Raw genomic sequence first — 15,804 nt, forward strand, 5'->3', positions numbered from 1 at the left:
CTTCCTTTTTCCGACTTCTCTGACCACCGGAGTAACTGCGTGACCACGACCACAAGCCTAACCCCCGTCGCCGCCGGCGACACGCGGGCCGTACTGCTCAACGAGGTGTCCTGGGGCGCCATCTTCGCCGGCGCCGTGACCGCCCTCGTGACCCAGGTCGTCCTGAATCTCGTCGGGGTGGGGGTCGGCTTAGCCTCCGTCGGCACCAACGCCGCCGACAATCCTGACGCCTCGACCTTCTCGCTCGGTGCGGGGCTGTGGTTCGTGGTCTCCGGCATCGTCGCCTCGCTGGCCGGCGGTCTCATCGCAGGCCGTCTCTCCGGCAAGCCGCTGCCCGGCGTGGCCGCCCTGCATGGCCTCGTCGCCTGGGCGGTGACCACGCTGGTGGTTCTGTACCTCATCACCTCGGCCGCGGGCGGCCTCGTCGGCGGCACGCTCGGCACGGTTTCGGGCGCGCTCGGCGGCGCCGGCAACCTCGTCGGCGGCACGGTGCAGACCGCGGCCCAGGCTGCGGCCCCCTCGCTGTCGAAGATCGCCAACCCGCTCGACGGCATCGAGCAGAAGGTTCGCGAGCAATCCGCCGGCCAGGACCCGCAGGCCGCTCGTGATGCGGCCGTCGCGGCGGTCCGTGCCGTCCTGTCGGGCGACCCGGCCCAGAAGGAGCAAGCCAAGACCCGCGCCGCCGACGCGCTCGCCAAGGCGCAGGGCATCGCGCCCGACCAGGCCAAGGCGCAGATCGACGGCTACGAGAAGCAGTACGAGCAGGCGGTCGCCACGGCCAAGCAGAAGGCCGCAGCCGCCGCCGTCGCCGCCAAGTCCGCCGCCACCCAGGGCGCGTTCTACGCGGCCCTGGCCCTGATCCTCGGCGCACTTGCCGCCTTCTTCGGCGGACGCCTCGGTGCCCCGAAGCCCTCGACGCTCGTCGGCCCCTACGACGCCCGCCGCGCCTGATCCCCTCCCCTCGGCTCCCGCCGCCGTTGGCGGGAGCCTCCACGACCGGCGCTGCCGGTGAACCTGACCGCCAGAAGGAGAGCATCCGATGAGCAGCACGACCGACAAGATCAAGGGCCTGGCCAACGAGGCGGCCGGCAACGTCAAGCAGGGCATCGGCAACGTCACCGGCAACGACAAGCTCGTGGCCGAGGGCAAGGCGCAGGAGCTGAAAGGCGAGGCTCAGAAGACGGTCGGCGACGTCAAGGACGGTGCCAAGAACCTCGCCGACAAGGTCACCGGCAAGCACTGAACCCAGCCCTGATCCTTGCGCGGGGCCGGCCGGGCCGGCCCCATCCCTTTACCCTTCTCACTCGTCATTCGGAGAGAACCATGAACCGCGATCAGTTCCGCGGCGCGTCCCGTCATATCAAGGGCCGCGCCCAGACCGCCGTCGGCAGCGTCACGGGTGACCCGGTCCGCCAAGTGCGCGGCGCCGCGAACCAAGTGGCCGGCGGAGCGCAATACGCCTACGGCAGCGCCCGCGACCGTATCGAGGATCTGGCCCGCGATGGCGAACACCTCGCCCATTCCGCACGCGAACGGGCCGACGACCTGATCCGGGACGGGCGCCGTTACGCCGGCGAGGCCCGCCGCCGCGGCCGGGATTACGGGCACCGCGCCGTCCGCTACGCCGATGCCAACCGCACCACGACCCTGCTCGGCATCGCCGCGGCCGCCTTCACGCTGGGCTGGCTCGCGCGTCCGTCGCGCTGACCGCCGCAATTCGGGAGACAACCATGATCCGCAAGCTTCTCACCGCCCTCGTCCTGCCGAGGGTCATCGCCTTCGTCAGCCGCCGGCTCACCGGCAAGGCCACGACCCCGACGCGTCATAGGCGTTGAGCCTCCGGAACGGGCGCCGAGGGACCCTCGAGCGCGGCGACGACGGCACTGACCACGTCCCGCAGGGATGCGAGACTATCGCAGCATGAACCGGTCGGCCTTCGGTGCCGCCCGGCCGGTCTCGCCCAGCGCATCGAGGATCGCAGCGTCGGCCGTGTGCAGCAGGGTATCGAGGGGCAGGTCGTTGGCATCGGTGCCGAACGGCTCCTCCAGTTCGTCACCGAGTGCGTCGAGGCCGAAGAACGCGTAGGCCACGAGCGCGGCGATGATCGGGGTGGACCAGCCGAGCGAGCCGGCGAGCCCGAACGGCAGCAGCAGGCAGTAGAGCCAGGCGGTCCGGTAAAGCAGCAGCGTGTAGGCGAAGGGCAGCGGCGTGCCGTGAATGCGCTCGCAGGTTGCCTGGATCGCGGAGAGGCCGGCGATCTTGTGCTCCAGGCCCACGAACAGCACGTCACTCAGCGCGCCGGCTTTCGTCGCCCCGGCGAGATCCCGCGTCAGCCCCGTCAACGCCGCGTCGGCCCCGCTCGGCCTCTGCCCGAGGGTCGCAAGTTCCTCCGAGGGCAGCCAGGGTACGAGCGCCGCGGTCTCGTCGAGTCCGCGCAGGCGGGCGTGCAGGGCATGGGCGAAGCCGGCTCCTCGGCGCAGACAGCGGCGGCGGAGGGCCTCGTGTTCGGGTTCCGGCAGCAGCGCCGGCAGCAGCCGCGCCAGGCCGCGCAACTCGACGATCAGGCTGCCCCACGCCCGCCGCGCCTCCCACCAGCGATCGTAGCAGGCGCCGTTGCGGAAGCTCAGGAAGATCGAGAGCGCGAGCCCGACCAGGGTGAAGGGGCCGATCCCGGCCGTGATCGGGAACCAGGCCGGATGCCGCTGCTCGATCGCCACCACGAGGAAGGAGAGCGCGGCGATCGCGATCACCTGAGGCGCGACCTTGGGCAGGATCGAGCCGCGCATGGCGAACAGGATCGTCAGCAGGCCGGGGCGGGGACGGACGATCATGGCGCGTGTCTCAGCCGGCGCAGGCCGCGACCAGCCGGCGCATGAAGGCCTCGCCACGGGCGAGTTCGTCGAGGGTGATGAACTCGTCGGGCTGATGCGCCTGATCGATCGAGCCCGGCCCGCACACCACGGTCGGGATGCCGGCCCGCTGGAAGCGTCCGGCCTCGGTCGCGTAGGGCACGGTGATCGTCGCGTTGCGGCCGGCGAGCCGCAGGGCCAGCCGCTCGGCCTCCGAGCCCGGATCGGGCGCGAGCCCCGGCACGGAGACCTCCTCGACCGTCGCGATGCGCCCGAATTCGCCGTAGCGGTTGAGGCGTTCGCGGGTCACACGCTCGCAGGAAGCGGCGAAGAGAGCGGGGATCTCGGCCATGTCGAGGTCGGGCAGGCCGCGGAATTCCCAGAGGAAGGTGCAGAGCTTCGGCAGGATGTTGCGGGCGGTGCCGCCCTCGATCACGCCGACATGGACGGTGGTGTTCGGCGGGTCGAACCGGCCGGAGGCGTCGCCGCGGGCGACCATCGCGTCGGCGATGCGGTTCAGTTCGGCGATCAGGTCGGCCGCCGCCATCACCGCGTTGGCGCCGAGCCCGGGCTTGGCCGAATGCGCCGCGTGGCCGTGAACCGCGGTGTTGTAGGTCACGACGCTCTTGTGTGCGTCCGCCACCTGCATCTCCGTCGGCTCGCCGACGATCACGGCGCCCGGCCGCGGCAGGTCCGCGCCGAAGCGGGCGATGGTGTCGGCGACGCCGAGGCAGGTGGTCTCCTCGTCGTAGGAGAGCAGGATGTGGATCGGCCGTGTCAGCCCGGCCTCCAGCGCCGCCGGCACCATTGCGAGTGCGAGGGCGTCGAACCCCTTCATGTCGACGGCGCCGCGGCCGTAGGCGCGTCCGTCGGCCACGCGCAGGCGGAACGGGTCGGAGGTCCACGCCTGCCCCGTCACCGGCACCACATCGGTATGGCCTGAGAGCACGACGCCGCCATCCGTCATCGGCCCGAGGGTGGCGAACAGGGCGGCCTTGTCACCCTCCGCGTTCGGCACCCGGAGATGGGGCACGCCCCAGCCGTCGAGATACGCGGCCACGAAATCGATCAGCGCGAGGTTCGACTTCGAACTCTCGGTGTCGAACGCGACGAGCCGCTCCAGAAGCTCCAGCGGCGTGAGGCGGGTGCCGCCGGCCGGCGCCGTCAATGGACGACGCGGCGCAAATGGGGCGAGTCCAGCGAGAAGGCCGGGATCTCCGCCTCGAAGCTCTCGCCGCCGATCGTGGACATCGTGTAGCTGCCGGCCATCAGGCCGTCCGGCGTGGTGAGCGGGCAGCCGCTGGTGTAGCTGAACGACTCGCCCGGCTCGAGAACCGGCTGCTTGCCGACCACGCCCGCGCCGCGCACTTCCTGGCAGGCGCCGCGTCCGTCGATGATCCGCCAGTGGCGCGAGCGGAGCTGCACCTGTTCGCTGCCGTTGTTCACGATCTCGACCGTGTAGGCAAAGAAATAGCGGCTCTCGCCCGGCGAGGACTCCTCCTCGACGAATCGGGGCTCCACCGTCACCATGATGCCGCGCGTCTCGGCCTTGTACATCGCGTGAAAGCATCTCCGTGGACGGCGCGCAGGCCGCATCGCGACATCTGCGACGCGCCGTGGTACGTGGCGCCAGAAACCTCGTCAATCACGGTATCCTACGGTGAGCGGAGGCCGGAGACCACGTGCCGAACGCTTCGCACCGGGGAGAATTCGAGGGAGCCGTGACGGCTGCACGGCCCAATGGACCGCCCCTGGCGGCGGGGCCGGCTCTCGGCTCCGTCCTGACGCTCGCTCTCGCCCTCGCCTTCGCGTGGTGGGACCCGGCTCAGAACCGGTGGCCGGCGCTCGCGCTCGTGATGGGGCTCGGCCTCGATACCGCCGCGCGGATCGCGGCTCGGGCCGTCCGGCAGCGGACGGGCGTGGAGACCGAGATCCGCGGCCTGCCCTCACCGATTCTGGCGCTCGGGAATGCGGCGTGGATCGCAGCAGTCGTGGTGGCTGTCGCGGCCGGCTTGCGGCCCGCGCTTTTTCCGCTGCTCGCAAGCGCGCTCGCCGGTCTCGTGGCGATGGGCGCCTGCGCCCGGCTGGCGCTGGCGCGGATGGTCGTGACCATCGAGGCGGCGGAGCGCGCGGCGGCCGAGGCCAAACGCAAAGGCGAGGATACGGGACGATGAGCGGAGACGTGCCGGCAGCATCCGGTATCCTGCCGGCGCAGGCCATCACGGCGCTGACGCAAGCCGGGGCGATCCGCCCCGCGACCGCCTACGCCGCCGACCAGATCCAGCCTGCCAGCCTCGACCTGCGGCTCGGCCGCCGCGCCTACCGGGTGCGCACGAGCTTCCTGCCCGGCAGCGGGCGCTCGGTCGCGACCTGCGTCGAGGCCTTCGCGCTGCACGAGATCGACCTGACGCAGGGCGCCGTGCTGGAGACGGGCTGCGTCTACATCGCCGAATTGCAGGAAACCCTGGCGCTCCCCCCCGGCCTCAGCGCCAGCGCCAACCCCAAAAGCTCGACCGGGCGCATCGACGTGTTCACCCGCGTCATCACCGACCGCGCCAGCGCCTTCGACCAGATCGAGGCGGGCTATGCCGGCCAGCTCTACGCCGAGATCTCGCCGCGAACCTTCCCGGTGCGGGTGAGGACCGGCTCGCGCCTTTCGCAGATCCGCTTTCGCCGGGGCGACCCGCGGCTGCGGGAGGCGGAACTCGCGGCGCTCCACGCCAACGACCCGCTGATCGATGTCGCAACCCCCTCGCTTCAGGGCGGCGTGCCGGTCTCGGTCGATCTCTCGGGTTTCGATGGGCTGATCGGCTACCGAGCCAAGCGCCACACCGGCCTGATCGACGTGGACCGGCCGCGCGGTCACCGCACCCGCGACTTCTGGGAGCCGCTGCCGGCCGATGGCAGCCGCACGCTGATCCTCGATCCCGGCCAGTTCTACATCCTGGCCTCGAAGGAGGCGGTGCGGGTGCCGGCCGACTACGCGGCCGAGATGGTGCCGTTCGATCCCCTCGTCGGCGAGTTTCGCGTCCATTATGCCGGCTTCTTCGATCCGGGCTTCGGCCTCAGCGAAGCGGGCGGGGCCGGTGCCCGCGCGGTGCTCGAAGTGCGCTCGCGCGACGTGCCGTTCCTCTTGGAAGACGGCCAGATCGTCGGCCGCCTCGTCTACGAGCGGATGCTGGAGCAGCCCGCGACCCTCTACGGCGCGGGCGCCGGCTCGAATTATCAGGCGCAGGGTCTGAAGCTCTCGAAGCATTTCGCCATCGAGCCGGAGCCGCCCGCGGCCTGATCGATCCGCTGCCGGGGGCATCGACGCGCAGGCGTTCCCTCAGAACCTTGTCGAATGCCCCGGCCTTCCCAGCGGCGCCCGAGCACGCTCAGGCGTCGACGCGGTTGTGCTCCTCGATGTCGGGCGCCACCTGTCCGAAATTGAGCACAGAGACCAGCGTCACGCCGCCGAGGATGTTGCCGAGCAGCGTCGGAACGAAGAACCCAGTGAGATACTTCGGAAAATCGATCTCGCCGATGGCGACGAGGTAATAGGCATCGACCGAGCCGGCGACGATGTGGGCGAGCCCGCACATCGAGACCAGCCACGTCATCAGGATGATGATGAAGGGCGCCGCCGAGCCCGTGGCCGGCAGGATCCACACCATCAGGGCGATCAGCCAGCCCGCGAACACCGCCTTGATCACCGTGGTCCAGAACGGGTCCTCGATGGTGTGGCGGCTGATCTCGGCAAAGGCTTCCCGCACCTCCGGCTTGAACGCGTCGGTATGCGCCAGCACCGAGGCGATGGCGATCGTCGCCAGGATGTTGGCGACGAGCACGATGCCCCATAGCCGCACGACCCGCATCAACGCGCCGAACGTCCTCTCGGTGAGGAGCGGCAGGATCGGCGTAACCGTGTTCTCGGTAAAAAGCTGCTGGCGCCCGAGCACGACGATGAGGAAGCCGATCGAATAGCCCGCGCTCGTGACGAGTTCGGCCCAGGGCGCGTGCGGCAGATGCCCCTTGAGCACGCCGGGCACGATCAGCGAGAAGCCCATGGTGAGCCCGGCGGCGAACCCCGAGAGCGAGAGGGCGAGCCAGGTGCGGCGCATCTCCTCCTCGCCTTCCCGCCGGATGATCTCGTGCAGGATCACCGCGTCCGGTCGGTGGGCCTTTTCGACCTGTGCGTTGTCCGTCTCGCGGGTGTGGGCGCCGTGGGTCTTCGACTCACCCCGGTTGTCTGGCTCTCCGTACGTACGGGATTCCTGGGACATGCGGCCCTCGGCGGTCGTCTCGTCGCAGCCCAACGTATGGCAGCGCTTGCACGCTCCCTGCGCGCAGAGATTTATTTCATGAGATCCGGTACGGGGATGGAAGCGAAATGCCTAAGGCCGAAGCCCGGCCAGCAAGGCCTCCACGGCCGCCCGCGCCGCCGCCACCGCGTCCCTGTCCCGGCCGCGCACGACGATGCGATTGCGAAACCCCTCCGGAGTTATCGACGGATAGGAGCCGATCGAGACATCCCCATGCGCGGCGGCGATCTCGGAGAGGCCGCCGGCGAAGTTGCCCTCGGGGATCGCGCCCGCCTCGATCGTCTCGGACATCACCGGCGCGTTGCCCGTCAGCGTCGGGCGGATCTCATCGAGCATCGCCGCCATGATCTGCGGCACGCCGGCCGTGACGAAGACGTTGCCGAGCCGGAAGCCCGGCGCCTTCGACACGGGGTTGGCGATCAGATCGGCCCCGTCGGGGATGCGGGCCATGCGCAGGCGCGCCGCGTTGAGATCCTCCGGGCGATGCCGCTCCAGCAGCATGGCGCGGGCCCGCGGATCGACGTCGATGCCGACGCCGAAGGCCTCCGCCACGCTGTCGGCGGTGATGTCGTCGTGGGTCGGGCCGATGCCGCCTGAGGTGAAGAGGTAGGTGTAGCGCGCCCGCAGCGCGTTCACCGCGGCGACGATCTCGTCCTTCGCATCCGGCACGATGCGCACCTCGCGCAGGTCCACGCCGATCTCGGTCAGCACCTCGGCGATGGTGCCGATGTTCTTGTCCTTGGTGCGGCCCGAAAGGATCTCGTCGCCGATGACGAGGATGGCGGCGGTGACGTCGGAACTTTGGGGCATGCGGCCTCGGGGGCGATGATCGGGGTGGAAGCTAGGGCGCGGATGCGCGAAAGCGAAAGCCCCTCGTTCCGCCCCGGCCCACGATGCGTTTCCCCACTCCCCTGATCGAAGGGCGCCTCGTGCGGCGCTACAAGCGCTTCCTCGCCGATGTGCAGCTTCCCGACGGAACGACGGTGACGGCGCATTGCGCCAACCCCGGCGCGATGCTGGGGCTCAACGCGGAAGGGTTTCGCGTTCTGCTCTCGCCCTCGACCAATCCTTCGCGAAAGCTCGGGTTCTCGTGGGAGCTGGTGGAGGCGGAGCTGCCCGGCGGGCCGCAATGGGTCGGCATCAACACCGCCCGGCCCAACGCCCTCGTCGCCGAGGCTTTTCGCGAGAACAAGTTGGCGCCGTTGATCGGCTACGAGACGCTCCGGCCGGAAGTCGCCTACGGCAAGGCGAGCCGGGTCGATTTCCTGGCGAGCGGCGGCGGCCTTTCGCCCTGCCATGTCGAGGTGAAGAACTGCCACCTGATGCGCCATGCGGGGCTTGCGGAGTTTCCCGATTGCAAGGCCGCTCGCTCGGCCCGCCACATGGAGGAACTGGCCGGCGTCGTCACCGCGGGCGGACGGGCCATGCTGATCGTGGTGATCCAGATGCGGGCCGACGCCTTCGACGTCGCCCGCGACATCGACCCGGCCTTCGATCGCGCATTCCGGGCAGCGCTGGCGGCCGGCGTCGAGGCTTATGCTTATACCTGCACGGTGGGGCCGGAAGGTGTGGCGATCGATGCGCCCGTCCCGATCCTCACGCTGGCGACGGATACGTCGTCGATCCCGTTGATTGATGATACTTCAGGACTGATATGAGTCGATTCATGTTCTCGTCAGTCGTGGCATGCGTGGGGACAATGATAGCGCCACCGACATGCAGATAAATGTATAAGGCACGATCTGATTTTATATATGATTTGATCATATCCCACTTATACAATATATTGATATCAGAACCGTCTATGCCAATACCATCGTCTTTATAATATACAGAACAACTTTTGCCAGCATAGCTGACCGCGTAAACAGCGGGAAACACAAAAGAAAAGGCAACAGTCATAAAACCTGCAAAAGTTATAAACCATAAATCGAATGCGATCCCATGCGCCACACAGATAGAAATTACTATAATAAGGAATATTATCTTCGCTTTTATCGATATGGGACCGCCCCCAAAACGACCGAAGAAATTAGTAACGATCGCATCGACCTTACTCATAGTAAAAGGTCCAATTCTATCGAACCCTGCCCTTTCGCCACCTGACATAGGCATCTCGCAAAAATCACCTTTATCGGCAAAGCACTTCTCATCGTGCCATGCAATTTGGCAGAACAACAGTATAAAATGAGACAAAATTCGGAAAGTTTAAATTAGTGCCGCTCGAACATCAGGTTGAGCCGCGTGCGGGCGATCTGGCGGTAGCCGTACTTTTGGAGCAGGTTCGGCAGGTCGATCTGCCACTGGTCGGCACCGTTCTCGATGACGAGCACCGACGGGAGCAGGGAGGCCGGTGCATCGCGCAGGAACGGCTCCAGAATCAGATCCTCGGCGCCCTCGACATCGAGCTTGATCGCGTCGATGCGCTCGATCCCTTCCGAACGGCACAGCTCCACCAGCGTCACAGCCGGCACGCGCACCGTCGCGTTCTTGTGGGTGCCGACGATCTTCACGCTCGATTCGCCGCGGTTGCGCGGATCGATGAACAGGGTCAACTCACCGGACTTGTCGGCCACCGCGCAGGCGATGGCCTTCACCGTGCCGAACGGGTTCTGGCCGATATTGAAGGTCAGCCGGTCGAACACGTCGGGCTGCGGCTCCACCGCGAGGATGCGCGCCCGCCGGCCGGTGAAGCCCGCCACGAACAGGGCGTAGGCGCCGATATTGGCGCCGATATCGAGGAACACCGCATCCTCGCGCAAGCGCTCCTTGAGGAAGGCCCGCTCCTGCGGATCGAAGAACTGCGGGGTGAAGAGCACCTTCTTCTCGCAGTTGTTGTTGTAGGGGTGCAGCCGCATCCGCGCGCCGTAGCGCTCGACGTCGAGCGGCCGGCCGCGCATCATCGAGATGGCGAGGCGGCGCAGGAACATCGCCATCCGCCGCGCGCGCCAGGAATGCTCCGGGAGCTTCTGCGTGCGCTCCGCGATCCGCGCAACGAGGCCGGTGGGGGCGTAGGTGCCGTAGGGCGAGGTGTCCGTCATCGTGCCGGGGTGATGCCAGCCCGGCGCAGCCGCGGCAAGTCGGGCGCGATCGAGCGCGACGCGCCAAACGCCGTCCGTTGTCGCACGAAGCACCATCGCTGCCTTTGACAACGGCGCCCCGGCACCCGAAGACATCGGGATGCAGAGCTTCGACTCCGACGGCGTGCAGATCGCCTATATCGACGTACCGGCCAAGGAAGACGCCTCCGGCGGCAGCGGCGATCCCATCCTCCTGATCCACGGCTTCGCCTCGAACCACGCGGTGAACTGGGTCAATACGCTCTGGGTCCGCACCCTGACCGAGGCCGGCTACCGGGTCGTCGCCCTCGACAACCGCGGCCACGGGCAGAGCGAGAAGCTCTACGAGCCCGCTGCCTACACCTCCGACCAGATGGCCGGCGACGCGGTGCGGCTGCTGCGCCATCTCGGCATCGAGCGGGCGGATGTGATGGGCTATTCCATGGGCGCACGCATCGCCGCGCATATGGCGCTCGATTACCCGGCGGAGGTCCGCTCGCTGCTGATCGGCGGGCTCGGGTTCAACCTCGTGGACGGGCGCGGCCTGCCGCAGGGCATCGCCGAGGCGCTGGAAGCGCCCCCCGGCGCGCCCGCGCCGAACCCGACGGCCGCCTCCTTCCGCACCTTCGCCGAGCAGACCAAGAGCGACCTGCGGGCGCTGGCCGCCTGCATCCGCGCCTCGCGCCAGACCCTGTCGCGGGCCGAACTCTCGGCGATCGAGACGCCGACGCTGGTCTCGGTCGGAACGCTCGATACGGTGGCGGGCTCGGGCCCGGAACTGGCGAAGCTGCTGCCGAACGCCCGCGGCCTCGACCTGCCGAACCGCGACCACTCGACGGCGGTCGGCGACCGACTGCACCGGAAGGGCGTGCTCGAGTTCCTGGAGCAGCGGCCGTAGCGGCACGCTTCACGGGGCAGAGCCTGTCCCGCCGTCTCCCGAGCGGGCCCGAACAGCCTATTGGTGGTAGATCGTTTGACGGACTGCGCCCGGAGCCCCATCCGCCCCTAAGCTATGACCATTCTTGAGGAATGGGCCATGTCGGGTCGGACTTCGCAGACAGCCGCGGACGGCCTTCTTCGCTCGGTGGTGGCGGATGCGCTCGCCAGCATTCTGATCGTCCTCGCGATCCTCCTGCTGGTGTTCGGCGGCGCGGCGCTCGCGCAGCCGAAACTCACCTATGCCGCGGGCAAGGTCGTCGGCTTGAGCAACCTCTCGACCGATGAAGGCTGCCTTCCGGCCAAGCTGACGGGCCGGGTCGTGAAGCGGGCGTTCGGCCGCGACGGTCTCTATCTCGAGTCGGTCATCCTCGAGGAGAAATCCGGCCAGCGGACGTTCATCAACGTCGAGGACGGCTATCGCACTCTCGACGCCGCCACCAACGGCGCGGTCAAGCAATCCCTCGAAACCATGCTGAGCGCGGGCAAGACGGTGTCCGTGCGCGTTCTCGGGTGCGGGGCGGCGGCCCGGACGCTGACGCTCGACGCCGTGCGGCCGCTTTGAGCGGATCGGCACCCCTGTCCGAATTCAGCTCTTCAGCCGATACCCCGTGCGGAAAATGTAGGTCACGAGCCCGAGGCACAGGGCGAGGAACGCCAGCGTCGCGGCGATGCTGACGCCGACCGCCACGTCGCCCTTGCCGAAGAAGGCCCAGCGAAAGCCGCTGACGAGGTAGACGACCGGGTTAAACAGGGTCACCGCGCGCCAGAACGGCGGCAGCATGTCGATGGAGTAGAAGCTGCCGCCGAGGAATGTCAGCGGCGTGACGATGAGGAGCGGCACCAGTTGCAGCTTCTCGAACCCGTCCGCCCACAGGCCAATCACGAAGCCGAACAGGCTGAAGGTGAGCGCCGTGAGCAGCAGGAAGAACACCATCCAGACCGGGTGCTCGATGTGCAGCGGCACGAACAGCGAGGCCGTGCCGAGGATGATGAGGCCGATGATGATCGACTTCGTCGCCGCCGCGCCGACATAGCCGAGCACCACCTCGAACGGCGCGATCGGCGCCGAGAGCAGTTCGTAGATCGTGCCGGCAAAGCGCGGGAAGTAGATGCCGAAGGCCGCGTTCGAGACGCTCTGCGTCAGCAGCGAGAGCATGATCAGCCCCGGCACGATGAAGGCGCCGTAGGGAACGCCGTCGACCGTCTGCATCCGCGAGCCGATGGCGGCGCCGAACACCACGAAATAGAGCGAGGTGGAGATCACCGGCGCAACGATGCTCTGCAGGGCCGTGCGCCAGAAACGGGCCATCTCGAAACGGTAGATGGCGAGGACCGCCGGGACGTTCAGCATGGATACGCCCATCATGCGCGCTCGCGGACGAGATCGACGAAGATGTCTTCGAGCGAACTCTGGCTGGTATCGAGATCGGTGAAGGCGATGCCGGCATCGGCCAGCTCGCCGAGCAGGCCGGTGATGCCGGTGCGCTCGCGCCGAGTGTCGTAAGTATAGACGAGGCTGCGCCCGTCCTCGCCGAGGTGAAGGTCGTGGCGCGCGAGGTTCTCGGGCAGGGTCGTGACCGGCTCGCGCAGGTGCAGGATGAGCTGCTTCTTTCCGAGCTTGCGCATCAGCTCGACCTTGTCCTCGACGAGGATGATCTCGCCCTTGCGGATCACGCCCACCCGGTCGGCCATCTCCTCGGCCTCCTCGATGTAGTGGGTGGTGAGGATGACGGTGACGCCCTGCTCGCGCAGGCGGCGGACGAGGCGCCACATGTCCTGGCGCAGTTCCACGTCGACACCCGCCGTCGGCTCGTCGAGGAACAGCACCTGCGGCTCGTGGGCGAGCGCCTTGGCAATGAGGACCCGGCGCTTCATGCCGCCGGAGAGCTGCATGATGCGGCTCTCGCGCTTCTCGTAGAGAGAGAGGTCCTTGAGCACCCGTTCAACATGGGCCGGATTCTTAGCCAAACCGAACAGGCCGCGGCTGAAGCTCACCGTGTCCCACACCTTCTCGAAGGCGTCTGTGGTGAGTTCCTGCGGCACCAGCCCGATCATTCGGCGCGCGGCGCGGTATTCGCTCAGGATGTCGTGGCCGCCGACACGGATCTGGCCCGTGCTCGGCGTGACGATGCCGCAGACGATATTGATGAGGGTGGATTTGCCGGCGCCGTTCGGCCCCAGCAGCGCGAAGATCTCGCCTTTGGCGATGTCGAGGTTGACGTCGCGCAGGGCATGCAACCCCGAGGCGTAGACCTTCGACAGGTTCGCGATCGAGACGATCGGGGGCATCGGGGCTCGGGGCTGGCGGGTGGGGCGCGCCCTATAGCACGGCGCTCGAACCGGTGAACCCTGCGGCCGTCGGTTACATGTCGCGCCGTTTTCTCCCATTCTTCACGGGCAGCCCGTGGAACCGGAGCGCGCCCCAGGGTTTGTCGAATTGTTCTCCTGCGACAATTGATCCCCTGCCCGACCTGCCCTCAACCGAAGGCAGGTCGTTTTTTGTCGTCAGCTCTGCAGCCGCTCCGCGGCCTCGCGCTCGCGCAGGTAATCCTCGGTGGTTCGCGGTTTCATCGGCGGCACGGCGTGCGGGTCGAACCCCTGGGTCAGCGCCGACTCGACGCGGCAATCGTCGCACATCATCAGCGAGCGGATGCGCTGCTCGCCGGCCTCTCCCGAGAACATCCAGTGCCGCTCGCGCAGCTTGCCGATCACCCGCTCGATGGTGGCGCGGGTACCGAACGGCTTGGCGCAGGTGATGCAGCAGAACGGCTCCTCCTCCTTCACGATCCGGCGGGGCTCGCCCCACGCCTCGAAGTCGATCTGCGGCTTCAGGCTGATCACGTCCTCCGGGCACGTGGCCGCGCATAGACCGCACTGCACGCACAGGCTCTCCTCGAAGGCGAGCAGCGGCCGGTCGGTACTGTCCGACAGCGCGTGGGTCGGGCAGGCGCCGACGCAGGAAAGGCAGAGCGTGCAGTCCTCCGTGCGAAACGCGAGCCCACCGAACGGCGCCCCGGCCGCCAACGGCACCGCGGCCACCGGCGTCGGGGCCGCGGCGTGCATCTCGCGGAAGGCGAGGCGCAGCATCTCGCGCTTGCCGCCGACGGGCACGAAGCCGGCCGGCACCGTGGTCGCACGGCCGGGAACGTCCGAGCGGAGCGCCGCACCGAGCGCATCGGGGTCGTCGGTCTCGATCAGGGCGACGGTCGGCGCCTCCGTGCCGGCACCGTAGCCGAGGGCATCGGCAAGCGTCCGGGCGAGGGCCACGGTGCGGTGCAGGCTGTCGAGGTCATGCTTCGGGCGCTCGCGCACCAGCACCCGTGCCCCGGCCGCGCCGTAGGCGAACACGGCGGCGAGAACCTCGGGGCCGAACTGCGTCACCTCGTTGACCCGCACCGGCAGGACATGGGCCGGGAGGCCCTCGCCGTAGCGGCCGAGCGCGTCGATCAACGGCTCGCCATGATCGCCGTCGTGGAACAGCACCACCGCGTCCGCACCGCCGGCCGCCCGGTAGGCGCGCATCAGGCTTCGCAGGCGGCGCATCAGCGCGTCGGCGGGCGGCAGGGCGTAGTTCGCCGCACCCGTGGGGCAGACGGCGGCGCAACTGCCGCAGCCGGCGCAGATATAGGGGTCGATCGCCACCGTATCGCCGGCCGGCGCAATGGCCCCGGTCGGGCAGACGTCGAGGCAGCGGGTGCAGCCGGTGATGCGCGAGCGGGAATGGGCGCAGAGTTCGCCGCGAAAATCGATGAAGCGCGTCTTGTCGAATTCGCCGACGAGGTGGGACGCCGCCATCACCGCGCGCTCGACCGACGCCGGGTCGCGCGGGTCGGCCCGCAGATAGCCGCTGCGCAGTTCGTGCGCGGGAAAGAGCGGCGTGCCGCCGGTCAGATCGAGGATCAGGTCGCAGGTCGAGGCCGCCCCGTCGCGCCCTGCCCCGAACACGAGGTGGGTGCGCGAGGACGGCGCCGGCAAGGCGTAGTCGTCGATGCGCAGGTCGAACGCGCCGAGATGGCCCGTCGCCCCGCGCACCGTGCCCCGGATCACCGGGAACTCATTGCGATGGAGCGGCGCGACCTCAGCCGGCCGGCTCAGGAGCACGGTGACGTCGAGATGCTCGGCCAAGCGCCGCCCGGCCTCGATGGCGGCCTCGTCGCGCCCGTAGATCAGGGCGACGCCGCGGCTCTCCAACGGCACCGTACCGGCAACGGGGACCGCCTCCGCGGCCGCGGCCAGCAGCGCCGCCATCTTCGGACCGGCCCGTTCGGCCTGAGACGACCATCCGGCGGTCTCGCGGATCTTGGCGAAGGTGACGCGCTCCTCCGCATCCATCTCGGCGGCGATTTCCCCGAAGAGCGGCGCCTGGAGCGTGCAGGAGACCGTGACGGGCAAGCCCGTCGCCAGAGCCTCGCGGTAACGGTCGAGTTCCCGACCGCAAAGCTGGTCGGCGGTGCGCACGCGGGTGCCGCAACCCTTTTCCAGGGCCGCGACATCGAGCGGCATCGTCTTCTCGCAGGAACAGGCGAACACGAGACGATCGGACACGATTGAACCTGAGACGATTGGGAGCGCGAGGGCCTTCGCGCGGAAGCCTGCCTTCCCTATACTCGTATCATTCTAAAACGACGAACGGACATGCGGGCGCAGGTACTC

Annotated in this window: 18 protein-coding genes; 8 read left to right on the plus strand and 10 right to left on the minus strand. The window is 68.4% G+C overall.

Annotated features, from left to right (window positions below; translation table 11 throughout):
* The first annotated feature begins 39 nt into the window (after positions 1-39).
* From E4V01_RS09750 to E4V01_RS09760, 3 genes are all read left to right on the plus strand, one after another.
* The gene (locus E4V01_RS09750) at positions 40-951 is read left to right on the plus strand and encodes a PhnA-like protein (protein ID WP_135298218.1); all 912 of its coding nucleotides are present in this window, start codon (positions 40-42) and stop codon (positions 949-951) included.
* A gap of 88 nt (positions 952-1,039) precedes the next feature.
* Positions 1,040-1,243: a CsbD family protein gene (locus E4V01_RS09755; RefSeq protein WP_012605520.1), complete on the plus strand. Its 204-nt coding sequence runs from the start codon at positions 1,040-1,042 to the stop codon at positions 1,241-1,243.
* 80 nt (positions 1,244-1,323) lie between these two features.
* Entirely contained in the window at positions 1,324-1,707 is a 384-nt protein-coding gene (locus tag E4V01_RS09760; protein ID WP_135298219.1) for a CsbD family protein, read from the plus strand.
* Positions 1,708-1,910: 203 nt separating this feature from the next.
* On the opposite strand, the gene E4V01_RS09765 is transcribed toward E4V01_RS09760, so the two are convergent.
* From E4V01_RS09765 to apaG, 3 genes are read right to left on the minus strand one after another with little or no spacing between them, the layout of a single operon-like run.
* A complete protein-coding gene (locus E4V01_RS09765; protein WP_135298220.1) occupies positions 1,911-2,831 on the minus strand; it encodes a bestrophin family protein in 921 nt (306 codons plus the stop codon).
* A gap of 10 nt (positions 2,832-2,841) precedes the next feature.
* Entirely contained in the window at positions 2,842-4,017 is a 1,176-nt protein-coding gene (argE, locus tag E4V01_RS09770) for an acetylornithine deacetylase (protein WP_060768299.1), read from the minus strand.
* Positions 4,014-4,406 carry a Co2+/Mg2+ efflux protein ApaG gene (apaG, locus tag E4V01_RS09775; RefSeq protein WP_003601773.1) on the minus strand — a complete coding sequence of 131 codons (393 nt, stop codon included), beginning with the start codon at positions 4,404-4,406 and terminating at the stop codon, positions 4,014-4,016. Before apaG ends, argE begins: the two co-directional genes overlap by 4 nt.
* 164 nt (positions 4,407-4,570) lie before the next feature.
* Between apaG and E4V01_RS09780 the strand changes: the two genes are divergently transcribed.
* Positions 4,571-5,023 carry a hypothetical protein gene (locus E4V01_RS09780; protein ID WP_135298221.1) on the plus strand — a complete coding sequence of 151 codons (453 nt, stop codon included), beginning with the start codon at positions 4,571-4,573 and terminating at the stop codon, positions 5,021-5,023.
* Positions 5,020-6,138 (plus strand): 2'-deoxycytidine 5'-triphosphate deaminase, encoded by a 1,119-nt coding sequence (locus E4V01_RS09785; RefSeq protein ID WP_135298222.1) that lies wholly within the window; start codon positions 5,020-5,022, stop codon positions 6,136-6,138. Before E4V01_RS09780 ends, E4V01_RS09785 begins: the two co-directional genes overlap by 4 nt.
* Before the next feature lie 88 nt (positions 6,139-6,226).
* Here the strand turns inward: E4V01_RS09785 and E4V01_RS09790 are convergent, their stop codons facing one another.
* Together E4V01_RS09790 and E4V01_RS09795 are read right to left on the minus strand one after the other, a co-directional pair.
* Positions 6,227-7,114, minus strand: a complete 888-nt coding sequence (locus tag E4V01_RS09790) for a formate/nitrite transporter family protein (RefSeq protein WP_060772100.1) — start codon at positions 7,112-7,114, stop codon at positions 6,227-6,229.
* Between the two features lie 111 nt (positions 7,115-7,225).
* Positions 7,226-7,963: a molybdopterin-binding protein gene (locus E4V01_RS09795; RefSeq protein WP_135298223.1), complete on the minus strand. Its 738-nt coding sequence runs from the start codon at positions 7,961-7,963 to the stop codon at positions 7,226-7,228.
* Positions 7,964-8,046: 83 nt separating this feature from the next.
* On the opposite strand from E4V01_RS09795, the gene sfsA reads away from it, so the two are divergent.
* Positions 8,047-8,811: a DNA/RNA nuclease SfsA gene (gene sfsA / locus E4V01_RS09800; RefSeq protein WP_135298224.1), complete on the plus strand. Its 765-nt coding sequence runs from the start codon at positions 8,047-8,049 to the stop codon at positions 8,809-8,811.
* On the opposite strand, the gene E4V01_RS26680 is transcribed toward sfsA, so the two are convergent.
* Together E4V01_RS26680 and E4V01_RS09810 are read right to left on the minus strand one after the other, a co-directional pair.
* On the minus strand, positions 8,750-9,268 hold the full coding sequence (locus tag E4V01_RS26680) for a YcxB family protein (protein ID WP_083530724.1): 519 nt from the start codon (positions 9,266-9,268) through the stop codon (positions 8,750-8,752). The two genes, sfsA and E4V01_RS26680, sit on opposite strands and share 62 nt — an antisense overlap.
* 98 nt (positions 9,269-9,366) lie before the next feature.
* Positions 9,367-10,194, minus strand: a complete 828-nt coding sequence (locus E4V01_RS09810) for an FkbM family methyltransferase (protein ID WP_060772101.1) — start codon at positions 10,192-10,194, stop codon at positions 9,367-9,369.
* A 139-nt stretch (positions 10,195-10,333) separates the two neighbouring features.
* Here E4V01_RS09810 and E4V01_RS09815 point away from each other — a divergent pair, with 139 nt between their 5' ends.
* Positions 10,334-11,110, plus strand: coding sequence for an alpha/beta fold hydrolase (locus tag E4V01_RS09815; protein WP_060768303.1), 777 nt, complete (start codon positions 10,334-10,336; stop codon positions 11,108-11,110).
* 138 nt (positions 11,111-11,248) lie between these two features.
* Positions 11,249-11,713 carry a hypothetical protein gene (locus tag E4V01_RS09820; protein WP_060772102.1) on the plus strand — a complete coding sequence of 155 codons (465 nt, stop codon included), beginning with the start codon at positions 11,249-11,251 and terminating at the stop codon, positions 11,711-11,713.
* Positions 11,714-11,737: 24 nt separating this feature from the next.
* Here E4V01_RS09820 and E4V01_RS09825 read toward each other — a convergent pair whose 3' ends face one another.
* The 3 genes from E4V01_RS09825 to E4V01_RS09835 all read right to left on the minus strand — a co-directional run bounded on the left by E4V01_RS09825 (position 11,738) and on the right by E4V01_RS09835 (position 15,654).
* Positions 11,738-12,517: an ABC transporter permease gene (locus tag E4V01_RS09825; RefSeq protein WP_135298226.1), complete on the minus strand. Its 780-nt coding sequence runs from the start codon at positions 12,515-12,517 to the stop codon at positions 11,738-11,740.
* A complete protein-coding gene (locus E4V01_RS09830; RefSeq protein WP_060768305.1) occupies positions 12,514-13,440 on the minus strand; it encodes an ABC transporter ATP-binding protein in 927 nt (308 codons plus the stop codon). Before E4V01_RS09830 ends, E4V01_RS09825 begins: the two co-directional genes overlap by 4 nt.
* 216 nt (positions 13,441-13,656) lie before the next feature.
* Positions 13,657-15,654 (minus strand): 4Fe-4S binding protein, encoded by a 1,998-nt coding sequence (locus tag E4V01_RS09835; protein WP_135298286.1) that lies wholly within the window; start codon positions 15,652-15,654, stop codon positions 13,657-13,659.
* Positions 15,655-15,804 lie beyond the last annotated feature (150 nt).

It is taken from the genome of Methylorubrum sp. Q1, assembly GCF_004683995.1.
Classification (GTDB): Bacteria; Pseudomonadota; Alphaproteobacteria; order Rhizobiales; family Beijerinckiaceae; genus Methylobacterium.

Excerpts from the sequence above, each read along its gene's own strand:
- E4V01_RS09755 (WP_012605520.1), top strand. The coding sequence starts at position 1,040 with ATGAGCAGCACGACCGACAAGATCAAGGGCCTGGCCAACGAGGCGGCC.
- E4V01_RS09760 (WP_135298219.1), top strand. The coding sequence starts at position 1,324 with ATGAACCGCGATCAGTTCCGCGGCGCGTCCCGTCATATCAAGGGCCGC.
- E4V01_RS09765 (WP_135298220.1), bottom strand. The coding sequence starts at position 2,831 with ATGATCGTCCGTCCCCGCCCCGGCCTGCTGACGATCCTGTTCGCCATG.
- apaG (WP_003601773.1), bottom strand. The coding sequence starts at position 4,406 with ATGTACAAGGCCGAGACGCGCGGCATCATGGTGACGGTGGAGCCCCGA.
- E4V01_RS09785 (WP_135298222.1), top strand. The coding sequence starts at position 5,020 with ATGAGCGGAGACGTGCCGGCAGCATCCGGTATCCTGCCGGCGCAGGCC.
- E4V01_RS09790 (WP_060772100.1), bottom strand. The coding sequence starts at position 7,114 with ATGTCCCAGGAATCCCGTACGTACGGAGAGCCAGACAACCGGGGTGAG.
- E4V01_RS09795 (WP_135298223.1), bottom strand. The coding sequence starts at position 7,963 with ATGCCCCAAAGTTCCGACGTCACCGCCGCCATCCTCGTCATCGGCGAC.
- sfsA (WP_135298224.1), top strand. The coding sequence starts at position 8,047 with ATGCGTTTCCCCACTCCCCTGATCGAAGGGCGCCTCGTGCGGCGCTAC.
- E4V01_RS26680 (WP_083530724.1), bottom strand. The coding sequence starts at position 9,268 with ATGCCTATGTCAGGTGGCGAAAGGGCAGGGTTCGATAGAATTGGACCT.
- E4V01_RS09810 (WP_060772101.1), bottom strand. The coding sequence starts at position 10,194 with ATGACGGACACCTCGCCCTACGGCACCTACGCCCCCACCGGCCTCGTT.
- E4V01_RS09815 (WP_060768303.1), top strand. The coding sequence starts at position 10,334 with ATGCAGAGCTTCGACTCCGACGGCGTGCAGATCGCCTATATCGACGTA.
- E4V01_RS09820 (WP_060772102.1), top strand. The coding sequence starts at position 11,249 with ATGTCGGGTCGGACTTCGCAGACAGCCGCGGACGGCCTTCTTCGCTCG.
- E4V01_RS09825 (WP_135298226.1), bottom strand. The coding sequence starts at position 12,517 with ATGATGGGCGTATCCATGCTGAACGTCCCGGCGGTCCTCGCCATCTAC.
- E4V01_RS09830 (WP_060768305.1), bottom strand. The coding sequence starts at position 13,440 with ATGCCCCCGATCGTCTCGATCGCGAACCTGTCGAAGGTCTACGCCTCG.
- E4V01_RS09835 (WP_135298286.1), bottom strand. The coding sequence starts at position 15,654 with ATGCCGCTCGATGTCGCGGCCCTGGAAAAGGGTTGCGGCACCCGCGTG.